Consider the following 13,617-nt stretch of genomic DNA (forward strand, 5'->3'; position numbering starts at 1 on the left):
AAGGGTTGTCAGTTGCCCGTTTCCAGTGGCCAGCCAAAAGGAAGCTGAAGCAATTTCAACAACCAGGAAGCAGACAATTGGAAGCGGGCAACTCTATTGCTGCAAAGCTAGGACTTTTCCGGTGCTGTTAGATTACGTTCTAACACATCCAGCCGTCGTTCCAGATCAGGCAGGCGACGGAAAATGGCGTTTGCACGCAGACTATCGCGCAGATTGAAAGCCGGCGAGCCCTGCAGAAAAACGCCTTCTTCCTTAATGGATTTACCTACGCCAGATTGCGCCGTCACGGTGGTGCGGTTAGCCAGGGTAAGATGCCCGGCCAAACCAGTCTGGCCTGCCAGCACGCAGAAATCCCCAATCTTGGTGGAGCCGGAAATGCCCGTTTGCGAGGCTACTACCGTGTGTCGACCAATTTCGACGTTGTGTGCAATCTGCACCAGGTTATCTACTTTGCTACCCTCCCGAATGATGGTAGAACCCATTGTGGCGCAGTCTATGGTGGCATTGGCTCCAATACTCACATTGTCTTCCAGCACTACGTTGCCTATTTGTGGAATAGTGCGGTAAGAACCATCCGGCTGCGGGGCAAAACCAAAACCATCGGAGCCAATAACGGCACCGGCATGAACGGTGCAGCGCGCTCCAATAACAGTTTCAGCGTAAATCTTGACTCCGGCATAGAGAATAGTGCCTGCTCCAATTTTCACCCGGTCGCCGATGTAGACGTGGGGGAAGATGACCACATCGGGCCCAATCTCGCAGTCATGTCCTATGTAAGAAAAGGCCCCGCGGTAATGATTTTCGCCAATGGTAGAGTTAGGACCTATAAAGGCGGGCTCTTCTACGCCCCGGCGGCCGGTGCGTGACGCCTGCTGGTAAAACTCCAGCAGGGTGGTAAAGCAGGTATACGGGTCGTCTACACGGATGAGCGTGGCGGCCACGGGGTGCCGCAACTCCTGCGTACGACTCACAATCACGGCCGAAGCTCCGGTGGTGTAGAGCTGGGGTTCGTATTTAGGGTTTGCCAGGAAGGTAAGGGAGCCATCCCGGGCTTCTTCAATTTTTGCCAGCCGATCAATGCGGAGTGCGGCGTCACCTTCGACGTCGCCCCGCAGCACCTCTGCTACTTGGCCTACCGTGAATTCCATAGGAAAGCAAAAGTAGGCAAATATTCAGTTGCCCGTTGTGGAAGGTAGTTGGCTACCCGTTGAGTTTCTCCAGTAAATCCAAATGGGTCAAGGCCATCTTACAAAATCTCCTTGGGGTAGCAGATATAATGCTTTTCCACGCGCTGGCCCAAGGCTTTGATGTTTGGAAGGTCAGAAGCTTCGGCCACATTTACTACGCTGCCGCGCTTGGTGAGTACATCAATGGTGTCCTGACCATCGGCATCATAAGCGTTGTTGCTAATGCGGCCAGTGAGCATCAGCTGGGCGGCGGAGGTAGGCGGCAGCTGGAAGTGCTCAGCAATGAGCTCTACAATGCCCAGCTGGAAATCTTCATCGAAAGGCTCGGTTTGCAGCTGAATTTTAAACAGGTGCCGATCCAGCATGCTTTGCGCCAAGTAGTTCAGGACTTTATCGGGGTGGTCGGCCCAGAGCTTAATGGCGCTCCACACGTCGGTATCGTCCAGGCGGGTAAAGCGGCGCAGAATGGTGTCATCGGCCTCAAACTCCTTCTGGCTGACGTTGCGGGAAAGAAAGAAATGCAGATTGGGGGAAGCCGGTACTTCAACACCCGAGCGCACCAAATCCCGGGCATGCTGCATGATGCGGATAATCATCTGCTCGGCCGAGGTAACGGTTTTGTGCAGATATACCTGCCAGTACATCAGGCGGCGGCTTACCAGAAAGTTCTCGATGCTGTACACGGCTTTTTCTTCCAGCACCAGCCGCTCGTCTACCACCGTCAGCATCTTGATGAGGCGGTCGGCGCCGGGGCGGCCTTCCTGCACGCCGGTATAAAAGGAGTCACGGTTGAGATAATCGAGGCGGTCCATGTCCAGCTGGCTGCTCACCAGCTGGTGGAAGAATGGCCGGGAATAAGTACCCCGGAAAATCTCAATGGCCAGATCCAGTGCTCCATTGAACTCGGCGTTGAGCTTGCGCATCAGGTGCAGGCTAAGCTCCTCATGGTGTACCTCGTGGAAAATACTGCGCTCCAGGGCGTGAGATAGGGGGCCGTGGCCGATATCGTGCAGGAGAATGGCGGCCATAGCAGCCTCGCCTTCCTGCGCCGAAATCTTAATGCCTTTGTCTTTGAGCGTGCGCAGGGCCAGCGACATCAGGTGCATGGCGCCCAGTGCGTGGTGAAAGCGGGTATGCAGCGCGCCCGGATACACAAACATGGTAAGCCCCAGCTGCTGAATCCGGCGCAGCCGCTGAAAGTAGGAATGCTCAATGAGGTCGAACAACAACTCAGTGGGGATGGTGACAAAGCCGTACACCGGGTCGTTGAAGATTTTCTTTTTGTTCATGCAGGAGCGCCAGCTTTCCGGTGGCAAATCGTTTGACGGTGGGGGTTACGGGCCGCTTTTTGTGGGAACAAGGCCCGTGGGAAGTGGCCTGTTACAGGTTGGCGGCAAAAACCAACTCAACTATTTTCGACTTCTTTACGACCGAGTTGCAGCGAAGCCAGGGGCTTTTTGCACTATTTCGAAAACCTAAAGTCGAGGATTGGGAGTAAAGCTACTTACGAAACTTCAGTTGCAACCTACCGCTGTGCTTTTGCCTCTTTCCGGAGCAAGGCACCCGCGGTAAGCAGCCTTTTATAGAAGCTCGTGTAACCGCTACGCCAACTACCCGTTGGCGGTATAGCATCTAACCCAAGAACCCCATCCATGCAACGTTACAGCATCCTCTGGGCCGACGACGAAATCGACCTGCTGAAACCCCACATTCTCTTTCTACAGGACAAAGGCTACGATGTTACCGGCGTGAACAGCGGCGCCGATGCCATTGAGCAGATTCAGGAACAGAACTACGATATTGTGTTTCTGGACGAGAATATGCCCGGCCTCACCGGCCTGGAAACCCTCTCCGAAATCAAGACCATTAAGCCCACCGTGCCCGTGGTGATGATTACCAAGAGCGAGGAAGAGCATATCATGGAGGAGGCCATCGGCTCCAAAATTGCCGATTACCTGATTAAGCCTGTAAATCCCAACCAGATTCTGCTGGCCGTAAAAAAGGTGCTGGACAACAAGCGCCTGGTGTCGGAAAAGACCAACACCGGCTACCAGCGTGACTTCCGCCAGCTGGGCATGCAGCTCTCCGACCGACTTTCGGCGCAGGAGTGGGCCGATGTGTACAAAAAGCTGGTGTATTGGGAGCTGGAAATCAATGAGACCGAAGGCAAGAGCATGGCTGAGGTCTTCAACATGCAGAAAGACGAGGCCAACACCTACTTCGGCCGCTTCATCACGGAGAACTACGAAGACTGGGTGAATGGCGACAAGGATGCGCCCCTCATGTCGCATCAGCTCTTTAAGGAGCGCGTGTTTCCGCTGCTGAAGGAAACCGGCGACACGCCCGTGTACTTCCTGCTGATTGATAACCTGCGCTACGACCAGTGGAAGGTGCTGGAACCCATAATTGCCGAAATGTTCACGGTGGACTCCGAGGAGACCTACTACAGCATTCTGCCCACCACCACCGCCTATGCCCGTAACGCCATTTTCTCGGGCATGATGCCCGGCGAAATCCAGAAGAAGTATCCCAACCTGTGGGTGTGGGACGATGACGACGAAGGCAAAAACATGAACGAGGCCGAGTTCATGGAAATTATGTTCCAGACGGCCAATCAGAAGCACAAGTTCAGCTACCATAAGGTGACTAACCTGCAGGCCGGCAAGGATCTGCTGGGCAAAATGGCCAACCTGCACAACAACTATAAGCTGAACGCCATTGTCTACAATTTTGTAGACATGCTCTCCCACGCCCGCACCGACATGGCCATGATTCGGGAGCTGGCCGCCGATGAGTCCGCGTACCGCAGCATTACCCGGTCTTGGTTCCTGCACTCGCCGCTGTATGAAATGCTGCAGGTTATTGCCGAGAAAAAGGGTAAGCTCATTATCACCACCGACCACGGCACCATCCGCGTAAAACGCCCCTACAAGATTGTGGGCGACCGGAACACCAACACCAACCTGCGCTACAAGCACGGCAAAAACCTGGGCTTTGATGAATCGCGCGACGTATTTGTGGTGCGCAAGCCGGAGCGCGTGTTCCTGCCCCGCGAAAACGTGAGCACGGCCTATGTTTTCACCGTCGGCGACTTTTTCTTCGCCTACCCCAACAACTACAACTACTACGTGAACTACTACAAGGACACGTTCCAGCACGGCGGCATCTCCCTAGAGGAATGCATTATTCCTTACGTGACGCTGAGCCCAAAGGGATAACTAGAAATTAATAAGGGGCTTATTAATTCTTGAAATAGCAGTTAAGATGAAATAAAAAATGGCTGACCAATAGATATTGGTCAGCCATTTTTTATTTCATCTTAACTGCTATTTCTTATAATGTAAAATTAATTTAATGTTACCACTAGGTGTTATTGTGCACTTAGTTTCATAGGTTTTGCCACCCTCGAACCAGGTAGAATTAAATTGTGTTTCTTTATTAGGGTGCAAAGAAGCAGGTAATGTTCCTGACCATACTGATGTCTCATTACCTGAAGCGGCAACTGTATAGGTCGTATGCACCATAGTAACACACTGATTTAACCCGGTAAGCGCTGCAGTCATGCATACTACCCTGCCTTTATCATGAGGAGAAACCAGTTTGCCTAATTGGGAAGAAGTTTGCTGAGCAGATGCATTATTTTGATTCGTGTTATTTCCTGAAGTAGAACTTGTTGCGGTTACAGTACTTTCAGAAGCAGGTGTAATGGAGTCTGACTCTTTGTTGCAAGAGAATAAACCGAGAGTGCTGAATGCAGCTAAAAAAAGGAAGTTGTGTGAAGTTTTCATGTTATGTAATTTATATATGTGAAACCGAATTAGATTTGCTTTGAAATCTATCAGCATTTGGTTCTTATATTTATTATTAGAAATTAAGTTGCGTTTTTATTTAAGTATTTTTATTTTATATAAACATTTTAATATTTAATTTCTTGTTATGATTGAAAGAATAATGTAATAAGTGTCCTGAATTAAAATGCATTTCACCTGTTCTTGCTAAGAATAAGACAATCAGGCTTGCGAGTCAGCAAAAGCTTCAATTCCAGCAATAGCAGCAAAATAGTTACCTGTTCCGGTCATATTAGTAAAAAATAAAGCGGCCGATAAGACTATATCTTATCGGCCGCTTAGAAGCAGTTGAGAGGGAGAGTCTATAGCCCGCCAGCCCGGCGCTTTTCCTCCTCAGCCCCGCCAGAACGCCGGCGGGAGGGAGCCAGCTTATCATTGCCAAACCGGTAGTTGAATGAAAGCGTCACCACCCGCGAGTCATTACGCTGGTAGAAGCGCTCCACGTAATTATCGTAAGAGGAAGTAGCGCGTACTTTGCTGGTAAACAGTACATCCGTAGCGTTCAGCTTAAGAGTGCCTTTCCGGTCCAGAATGCTTTTCTGAACCCCTAAGGCCAACTGGCCATTGGGCCGAACATCCAGGAAACCGTATTGCTCCCGCGACTGGTAGCTGGCATTGACATCTGCGCTCCAGCCTTTGCCTAAAGTCACACTGCTGTTTGTGCTGAGCGTGAAGGCAGGCCGGCCTTTATCCAGCGAGGTGCCGGCCAGGTTGCCTACAAAACGGCTGTAGTAAAACACGGCATTGGTGTACAGCTGCCAGCCTTTTACAGGCTCAAACGGTGCCGTTAGCGTCAGCGCATAATAGTATTGCTTGCCCAGGTTCACGCTGGTGGATACCACAGTGCTATCAGTTTCCGGCTGCACAACCCCAATAATGGGGTCTTGGGTAATGCTATAGCTTAGGCCAGTGCTGTATTTCTGAAGGAAGGTGTGCGTCAACTCCACGTTATAGCTGGTCTGCGGACGCAGATTAGGATTGCCGGAGCCGGATGTGGTGGGGTCAATAATCACGCGGAAGGGATTCAACTGGCCGTAGCTGGGTCGGTCGATGCGGCGGCTCAGAGACAGGGAAACCTCATTTTTCTCGTTCAGAGTTTGCTTCAGAGCCGCGCTGGGGAACAGCTGGAAGTAACTGCGGTGAAAACTGCTGTCATTCACAACCTGGCGGCCATTTGCCGTGGTTTGCTCGCCACGTAAGCCTGCCTGCAACGTAGTTTTAGCAAATGTATGGTTCAGGTTTATATAGCCTGCGGTGATGTTCTCATCGTATTTGAACCGGTTAGATTGGTTAAAGTCCTTCAGGCGTACGCCATCCTCACCACTGCTTTCAAAGAGCACATCATTATCAGCTAACACCCGGCTGGCTTTAGCCCCGGCTTCCAGGCGCGTTTGCTTAGAGATAGGATGCACGTAGTCCAGTTTTGCCGATTGAATGGATAATTCGCCGTGCTGGTTGCTGAACACCAGAGTATCTGGGCGGATGGGAAAGGCAAAAATAGTAGTCAGGTCCTGCAGGCGGCGCGAGTTGTAGCGGGCATAGTCCACGTCGGCCGTCAGCTCGCGGCTGCCGCTGGAGTCGTTAGCAAAGGTGTGCTTGAAGTTGGCATTAGCGGCCACGTTGGGCGAGTTAAAATTCCGGTTACTTAGCGCCTGGTAATTGCTCGCCAGCTGGCCATCGGCATTAAACAGGGAAGTAGTATTAGTGCCTTGTTGCCGTGGCAGGCGGCTGGCTACTCCGCTCACTACGGCGCCTACCACCGTGCGCTCTGTCAGGTTATAATCGAGGCCCGCTTTCCAGCTATGCGACAGGTTACTGATGCGGATGCGGTTAGCCTGGTCGCTGCTGCCCGTGAGCTGTCGGCTACCGTCCGAAACCGAATAAAAGTCCCGGTGAATGTCCAGCTTGGCCATGTTCTGCCGGTTGGCGTAGTTATAAGACCCAAACAGATTCAGCTTCTGCCGCCGGCTGTTCAACGACAAACCCGTACTGAACTTACCATACTGGCCACGCCCGTAGCTAATATTGGCGCTGCCGTTGGTACCCTGGCGCTGGTCTTTTTTCAGATTGATGGCAATGATACCGGCTCCCCCTTGGGCATCGTACTTCGCCGGTGGGTTGGTAATGAGCTCAATGCTCTTGAGCTGATCCGCCGGCAGCGCCCGCAGGTAATCGGCCAGTTCCGTGCCGCTCATGGGCTGGCGCTTGCCATCAATAAGGACCAGCAAGCCCTGTTTGCCGCGTAGCGCCAGATTGTCGTTGCCATCCACCGTGACGCCTGGCGAACGGGCCAGCACATCCAGGGAGGTGTTGCCGGCCGCCAGCGTGCTGCCCTCCACGTTCACAATAGTACGGTCGGCCTGCCGCTCATACAGCGGCTTTTGTCCTACCACAACCACCTCTTTCAGTGTGGTGGCGCCGCTTACCTGCAGCGTAATAGTGGGGAGCGTAACGGGGCTGCCTGCTACCTCAAATGATGTAGTCCAGGCTCGCTGAAACCCTAGCTGTGCTACTGAAACCAGGTAGCGTCCAGCCGCAGGCTCTTCCAATCGGAAGGCGCCTTTGTCATCACTGAACTCTGATTTCACCACCACGGAGTCGGCGGCGCGATGCAGCGTTACGGTTGCAAACTCCACAACGGCACCTTTGGTATCCCGGAGCGAGCCGCTTACGCCGCTGGGTGTTTGAGCCGCGGCACTTTGCCAGGACCAGCCCAACAGGAGGCCGGCCAGCACAAGACCCCGACCGGAAGAGAGAGAAAAGTTTGTTTTCATGTTAGTGAGAGGAGGAGGTAGAACAGTTGGCAGCGATGCGGTCAAGTAGGTTGCGTAGTAGAGTTAAGTCGTTTTCGGAAAGGCCCCTCAGGGCTATCTGGCGGTTATTTAGCACAATAGGTTCCACGGCGGCCAGGGTTTGCTCGCCGGCAGCTGTTACACGCAGGCGGGTGCGTCGTCCGTCACCGGGCTGAGCTTCCGCCGTGAGCAAACCATGATTAACAAGCAGGCGAATAATGCGGGCTACGGAAGCCTGGTCCTTAAAAATCCGCTCGGCTATTTCCGTCTGCGTCAAATCATCCTTTTCCCGGATAACCTGCAATACCAGCCATTGGTCAACGGTAATGGCAATGCGTGCGCGGTCGATGTTCGCTTGCGCCAGCTTGCGGTACTGCCGGATGGCCTTATCGATGGAGTAAAAAATGACACTGTTGAGCATGGAAGTGAGTATTTGCTTCAGAAGACCTATGATATGTTATAGAAGTTGCCTCTGGCGTGAATTATTTTTTATAGGAGCTGTAGAGCGTGTTTGGGAGTTTAAAGTATTCGGCGGAGGTAATGTGTCACATTGGCTCAGAGAATCCAGGGAGCAGAAAGGTTGAGCCAGGTAAGGTGCGTTCCACAACATAGCGGCCGCACACCAACTCAAACCCACGGGTGGAGGGTGTAGGGGCATATAGAGCAGCGCGACAGACCACCTATCGCAAACACAAGCGCCATTCGCATTGCAGCGGCAATAAGGGAATGATACCTTGCCACGGCGAGTCAATAAGTGGTTGATAGCACACCGCCATGATATGGGATGTAGCCTGGAAATCAGGCCCTCCATATACCTACTCGGGCCTTTTTATTCCTGCTGTCATTCTCAAAACAGGCATTTAAGGATGACACGATAATAAAAACCAGTAAGACAAAATAAGTAAGCGAATAGAATAATATTTAATTGTCACATTTCTGAAAATTTGCAACTCGGCTAATAAAAAAACAGAAAGAATGGAAGTACAGAAAAATGAAATGACAAATGCCCCTTCCTCTAATGACACAACTCCCAAGGTGACTGGAATTGGTGGAATTTTCTTTTTTTCAGACAACCCGCAGGCAACAAAAGCATGGTATGCCAATAATTTAGGGCTGGATGTTAATGAATGGGGCGCAAGTTTTGAATCCAGAAACGCTGACAGACCCGACGAGATAAATTATCTTCAATGGAGCCCTTTTCAAAAAGGAAGTGAGTATTTCGCCCCTTCAAAAAAAGAATTTATGATTAATTATCGAGTTCAGAATATTGAAGGGCTCGTGACCAAGCTTAAAGAAAACGGAGTCACCATACTGGACAGCATTGAGAATTCCGACTATGGTAAATTTGTCCATATTATGGACACAGAAGGCAATAAGATTGAACTATGGGAGCCTGGTTGATTGGGCAGAACAAACAGGCTCTAAAACGGCAGTTCCCTAGCTTATAAAGGTTTCTGTCTCTTCTGTCTTAAATAAACAAAAGCCCCACGGCCGTTTCATAAATGAAAGTGGCCGTGGGGCTAAGACAGGGGAGGTATTGCTTAGCTTTTGCTGGATTTCAGGAACGATTTAGCTTGCTTATAGGCATCAGAATCCGGGTCGGCATGGGCAAGCACCACTTGGTAATACCGCCGGGCCGCCGGTACATCTTTGTCCAGCAGTGCCATGGATGCCAGATTAGCGTTAGCCGACACATAGAACCCACCTTTGGTATCGTCAGCCATTTCCGCATACACAATGCAACGCTGGAAGTATTCCTTTGCTTTGTCGGCATCCCGATATTTGCCCTGCATGATGGCGCCCATCATATAGGCTGCGTATTTGCCACTAATGCCCTCGTAGCCGGGCATGCCGCGGTTAATTTTATCCAGAATGTTCTGGCTTACCCGCTCACATTCGGCCATTTTCTGGGTCCGAAAACACACCAGGTTATAAAACCGCTCGAAATAGGCATTATCGGGGAATTCCGTGGTGAGCTGGTGTGCCAGTGTCCAGGCAGCAGGTAGGTCTTCCTCATCATTATACAGCACTTTCAGCAGGAAGAACTTTGCCTCGCCGCTGGTATAAAAGCCATTTGTGGCTACGTGGCGTAGCTGCTGCAGCCCCAGCTTGCGGTTGCCTTTCGGGAAAAACAAGAGTACCGGCCGTAGCAAAGGGTATTTCTCGTGAATCCAAACAGCATAATAGTTCATCAGGGCCTGCCCAAACAAGAACTCCGGGCTTAAACTATTGCCCTCCTGACTTATTCGTAAGTAATCTAGGGCACGCTTGCTGCTAAGGATGGCCCGCCGCCAATTATGGCGCTCCGCATTCAGACGGGCATCAAACCCATAAGCTGCTGAGAGAAAAAAGGCGGCCTCATAGTTTGTGTCATCCGCATCAAACTGCCGCTCTCCGTACACTATGGCAGTGTCCATGTAGGCCAGGAACACTTTGTCGAAGCGGGTTTCGTGGGTGTTGCTGGGTACCATTTTCCACCAGGTGCTTAGGCCCAGCAGAAAATAGGGCATGGGGTGCTGGGGGTAGCGGCGGCGCAGGGAGCGAAACTGCTTTTCAGCCTTATCAAACTTGAAGTTATAGAGGTTGTGTACCGCCCCGTCCAGCTCCGTCTGAATATCCTTGTTCAGCAACAGCCAGCCGCGCCCATCTACTGCTTCCGGCACAATCTCCACATCCGCCATTTCAACGTGGCGCATAGGGGGTATGCGGACAGAATCTGCTTTTTGCTGGGTGTAGCCCAGCAACGGCAGCAACAGTAAAAAAAGAATCGGTAACGGTTTCAGCATAAAGGAATCTGCACCTGAAGTTACGCGGATAAAATAAGGTGTAGACAAATGATGGCGACGGTAGCGACCAGCAGGCAGCCTCTACAAGAAGATGGAGCCAGCCAGTGTAGTTTTTAGCGCAGGGCTTCCAGGGCGGCGCGCAGACGCGGCAGGGCGGCCTCTATGGACGCTAGTGAAGCCCCGCCTACGGACATCCGGAACCAGGGCGCTACGTGAGAAGTACCAAATGCGCTAAATGGCACCAGTGCCAGCCCGGCGTGAGCAATCAGATAGGAAGTAAGCTCCTTGGTGGAAGCCAGCACCTGCCCATCGGGGGTAGTTTTGCCCAGCACGTCCAGCTTGGCCGTCAGGTAAATGGCACCCATTGGCACAATGGCATCTACGGGGTAACCTTCCGCTTTCAGGCTCTGCAGGCCTTGATATAAGGCTTCCAGACTGTGCTGAATTTTGTCTTTGAAGGGCTCTACAAAGGCCGCTACAGCCGGGCCGTCCTGGAGATAATGTGCAGTGGCTACCTGCTCCGCTTTGGGGGCCCAGGCACCTACGTGGCCCAGAATGGCTTTCATCTTATCAATAACTGCTGTGGGACCAAAGGCATAGCCCACGCGCACACCGGTGGCCGCAAAGCACTTAGAAATGCCATCAATGTATACTACATAATCACGCAGTTCGGGGCGCAGATTTACGGGGTCATAATGCTTGGTTTTCCCGAAGGTCAGCATCCAGTAGATCTGGTCGTAGAGGATGTAGAGCGGCTTTTCGCCGGGGGCGCGGCGCTGGTTCTCCGCAATAACCAGGTCGCAGATGGCCTCCAAGTTTTCGCGGGAGAAAACCGTGCCCGTGGGGTTCAACGGGGAGCATAGGGCCAGCAGCGTAGCACCTGCCAGATGCAGGGCTACTTCTTCGGCCGTGGGCATGAAATTGTTTTCCGGGCTGGTTTCCAGCATTACGGGCTGCGCGCCGGAAAGGTGGCAGTAGTGGTTGTTGTTCCAGGAAGGAATTGGGAATACTACTTTGTCGCCGGGGTCAATGAGGGCCAGGTAGGTAGCGTAGATAAGCGGGCGGGAGCCGCCGGCTACCAGCACATCATTGGGAGAATAGCTGAGGCCTAAATGTTGCTCGGTGAAGGCTGTGGCGGCCTGACGCAGCTCGGCCATGCCGTTGGCCGGTGGGTAATTAGTATGACCAGCCTGATACGCCTGGGTAATTTCTTCCTGAAGCTCCTGCGGGATGGGGAAAATGCTGGGGTCGAAGTCGCCGATGGTGAGGTTGCAGATCTGCGCCCCCTTTTTAATCATTTCATTGACTTCATTACCAATCTTGATGATTTCGGAGCCAATGAGGCTACCTGCCATCCGGGAAACTTGCATAGGGCGAGAGGGTTGCTAAGAATTCGGGCGCAAATATAGAAGGCTCTGCGCCGGGATACCCGACGAAACCGAAATTCAGTGCCGAAAGCCTTACAAACCCGCGTACCAGTCGTAGCCCCGTACGGCCCAGTAGTCCCGCGGGCGCTGGCTGGTAAACCGGATGGTGCCGATGCGCTTAATGTTCTTGATGCCGTATTTCACCGGTGAAACCAGGCGCAACGGCGCGCCGTGCTCCGGGGTAAGGGGCGCCCCGTTCATTTCATAGCACAGCAGGGTTTGCGGGTGCAGGGCGCTGGCCATATCAAACCCCACATAATATTGTTCATCGGGCGTGACGAGGCTCACATAGGGCAACTGCTGGCCCGCGGGGCCGGCCAATGGGTAGCGGGCCACAAAATCGGCGAAGCGGGCACCGGCCCAATGCACCACGGTGCTCCAGCCTTCAATGCACTTCAAATCAGTTGTCATTTCCACTTGGGGCAGGGCCTGAATATCGGCCAGGGTGAATTCCTTCGTTTGCGGCACGCCATTAGGGCCGATTCCTTCTACGCGCAGCCGCCAGGTAGCCGTATCCAGCGGAGTGCGCAAACCGGCTTTGCCGTTCACGCGCGGCATGCGGGCGCGGTGGCGGGGAAAGACCGGTGCCAGGTGGGCATTGCTAAAGTAAGCTTCGGAAAGCTGCTGATTGGCCTCCAGCACCCGGCGTAGCGGCCAAGGCACACCATCCTCATCGGGGCGTGTAGCCAGCCAGCGCCAGCCTCCCAGTGCCGCTAGTGCCGAAATGCCAGCCACCAGAAACGAGCGGCGTGAGCGGCGCTGCAGCGCTTCATCTTCTACGGGCTGGGGGGTATTTTCAAGAGTGCTCATATAGTAGCGGACGGAGAAGAGGTCTTTTCAGGAGTGGGGGGCGTTGGAGCTTCTACTACTTCAAATCCGGCCACCATAGCCCTAAAGTTATTCCAGCCTGCCCGCACTACCTGGGTCACGTGCATCAGAAAAAATAGCACGTAGCCTATGGTAAGGGCGAAATGCTCGATGCGGGCCCATTCGTAGCCGCCCAGGGCCGTAGTCAGCCAAGGAAACTGGGTGGGCCGAAAGATGGCAAGACCAGTGAGCAGAGAGCCAGCACCCATGAGCACCACGCCCGTGTAGGCCAGTTGCTGCGCTCCATTGAACTTTCGCGGGGGTAAAGGTTCTTTTCTGAGGCGCAGATCATGCAGTACCACCTGCCAGGCCTCGCGGAAGGAGTGGCGGTTAGGCAGCAGGTAGCGCCACTCGCCGGAAAGCAAGGTATAGGCCACGTACAGCAGCCCATTCAGGGCAAATACCCACATCAGCACAAAATGCCAACTCATGCCCTGAGCCAGCTTGTGGTCCATGTGAAAGGCATCGTAGAAGGACTGCGGGAAGAATTTTAGCAGAGTGGTGCGTCCCCACCCCAGGCGGTACACATCGTTGGCCCAGTAAATCCAGAGGCCACTCCAGATCATCAGGGCCAGCACCGGAAAGTTGATCCAGTGGAACCAGCGAATTGCCAGCGGGTGCTTTTCCTGAATGTATTTCATAGCAAAAGGATGTGATGCAAGGTAAAGCGGAACAGGCAAGAATAAGATAAGAAAAAATGACCTGAGCCG

At 52.9% G+C, this 13,617-nt stretch carries 11 protein-coding genes; 2 read left to right on the forward strand and 9 right to left on the reverse strand.

Annotation, left to right across the window (positions count from 1 at the left end):
* Positions 1 to 107: 107 nt before the first annotated feature.
* Entirely contained in the window at positions 108 to 1,148 is a 1,041-nt protein-coding gene (lpxD, locus tag Q4G72_RS10450) for a UDP-3-O-(3-hydroxymyristoyl)glucosamine N-acyltransferase (protein WP_303311371.1), read from the reverse strand.
* A 98-nt stretch (positions 1,149 to 1,246) separates the two neighbouring features.
* Positions 1,247 to 2,476, reverse strand: a complete 1,230-nt coding sequence (locus tag Q4G72_RS10455) for an HD domain-containing protein (protein ID WP_303311372.1) — start codon at positions 2,474 to 2,476, stop codon at positions 1,247 to 1,249.
* 363 nt (positions 2,477 to 2,839) lie between these two features.
* On the opposite strand from Q4G72_RS10455, the gene porX reads away from it, so the two are divergent.
* Entirely contained in the window at positions 2,840 to 4,405 is a 1,566-nt protein-coding gene (gene porX / locus Q4G72_RS10460; protein WP_303311373.1) for a T9SS response regulator signal transducer PorX, read from the forward strand.
* A 108-nt stretch (positions 4,406 to 4,513) separates the two neighbouring features.
* Here porX and Q4G72_RS10465 read toward each other — a convergent pair whose 3' ends face one another.
* The 3 genes from Q4G72_RS10465 to Q4G72_RS10475 form a co-directional block, all read right to left on the reverse strand.
* Positions 4,514 to 4,975 (reverse strand): hypothetical protein, encoded by a 462-nt coding sequence (locus Q4G72_RS10465; protein WP_303311374.1) that lies wholly within the window; start codon positions 4,973 to 4,975, stop codon positions 4,514 to 4,516.
* 362 nt (positions 4,976 to 5,337) lie between these two features.
* Entirely contained in the window at positions 5,338 to 7,809 is a 2,472-nt protein-coding gene (locus Q4G72_RS10470; RefSeq protein WP_303311375.1) for a TonB-dependent receptor, read from the reverse strand.
* 1 nt (position 7,810) lies between these two features.
* Positions 7,811 to 8,248, reverse strand: a complete 438-nt coding sequence (locus Q4G72_RS10475) for a MarR family winged helix-turn-helix transcriptional regulator (protein ID WP_303311376.1) — start codon at positions 8,246 to 8,248, stop codon at positions 7,811 to 7,813.
* Positions 8,249 to 8,802: 554 nt separating this feature from the next.
* On the opposite strand from Q4G72_RS10475, the gene Q4G72_RS10480 reads away from it, so the two are divergent.
* Complete coding sequence (locus Q4G72_RS10480; protein ID WP_303311377.1) at positions 8,803 to 9,228, forward strand: VOC family protein; 426 nt, start codon at positions 8,803 to 8,805, stop codon at positions 9,226 to 9,228.
* A 140-nt stretch (positions 9,229 to 9,368) separates the two neighbouring features.
* Here the strand turns inward: Q4G72_RS10480 and Q4G72_RS10485 are convergent, their stop codons facing one another.
* From Q4G72_RS10485 to Q4G72_RS10500, 4 genes are all read right to left on the reverse strand, one after another.
* Complete coding sequence (locus Q4G72_RS10485) at positions 9,369 to 10,523, reverse strand: tol-pal system protein YbgF (protein ID WP_303311378.1); 1,155 nt, start codon at positions 10,521 to 10,523, stop codon at positions 9,369 to 9,371.
* Positions 10,524 to 10,726: 203 nt separating this feature from the next.
* Positions 10,727 to 11,983: a pyridoxal phosphate-dependent aminotransferase gene (locus Q4G72_RS10490; protein ID WP_303311379.1), complete on the reverse strand. Its 1,257-nt coding sequence runs from the start codon at positions 11,981 to 11,983 to the stop codon at positions 10,727 to 10,729.
* Positions 11,984 to 12,073: 90 nt separating this feature from the next.
* On the reverse strand, positions 12,074 to 12,850 hold the full coding sequence (locus Q4G72_RS10495) for a molybdopterin-dependent oxidoreductase (RefSeq protein WP_303311380.1): 777 nt from the start codon (positions 12,848 to 12,850) through the stop codon (positions 12,074 to 12,076).
* Positions 12,847 to 13,548: a cytochrome b/b6 domain-containing protein gene (locus tag Q4G72_RS10500; RefSeq protein WP_303311381.1), complete on the reverse strand. Its 702-nt coding sequence runs from the start codon at positions 13,546 to 13,548 to the stop codon at positions 12,847 to 12,849. Before Q4G72_RS10500 ends, Q4G72_RS10495 begins: the two co-directional genes overlap by 4 nt.
* Positions 13,549 to 13,617: the final 69 nt, after the last annotated feature.

The sequence above is a fragment of the Hymenobacter sp. BT730 genome, assembly GCF_030542105.1.
In the GTDB taxonomy this organism is placed as follows: Bacteria; Bacteroidota; Bacteroidia; order Cytophagales; family Hymenobacteraceae; genus Hymenobacter.

Coding starts and splice junctions, on each gene's coding strand:
- lpxD (WP_303311371.1), bottom strand. CDS start 1,148: ATGGAATTCACGGTAGGCCAAGTAGCAGAGGTGCTGCGGGGCGACGTC.
- Q4G72_RS10455 (WP_303311372.1), bottom strand. CDS start 2,476: ATGAACAAAAAGAAAATCTTCAACGACCCGGTGTACGGCTTTGTCACC.
- porX (WP_303311373.1), top strand. CDS start 2,840: ATGCAACGTTACAGCATCCTCTGGGCCGACGACGAAATCGACCTGCTG.
- Q4G72_RS10465 (WP_303311374.1), bottom strand. CDS start 4,975: ATGAAAACTTCACACAACTTCCTTTTTTTAGCTGCATTCAGCACTCTC.
- Q4G72_RS10470 (WP_303311375.1), bottom strand. CDS start 7,809: ATGAAAACAAACTTTTCTCTCTCTTCCGGTCGGGGTCTTGTGCTGGCC.
- Q4G72_RS10475 (WP_303311376.1), bottom strand. CDS start 8,248: ATGCTCAACAGTGTCATTTTTTACTCCATCGATAAGGCCATCCGGCAG.
- Q4G72_RS10480 (WP_303311377.1), top strand. CDS start 8,803: ATGGAAGTACAGAAAAATGAAATGACAAATGCCCCTTCCTCTAATGAC.
- Q4G72_RS10485 (WP_303311378.1), bottom strand. CDS start 10,523: ATGCGCCACGTTGAAATGGCGGATGTGGAGATTGTGCCGGAAGCAGTA.
- Q4G72_RS10490 (WP_303311379.1), bottom strand. CDS start 11,983: ATGCAAGTTTCCCGGATGGCAGGTAGCCTCATTGGCTCCGAAATCATC.
- Q4G72_RS10495 (WP_303311380.1), bottom strand. CDS start 12,850: ATGAGCACTCTTGAAAATACCCCCCAGCCCGTAGAAGATGAAGCGCTG.
- Q4G72_RS10500 (WP_303311381.1), bottom strand. CDS start 13,548: ATGAAATACATTCAGGAAAAGCACCCGCTGGCAATTCGCTGGTTCCAC.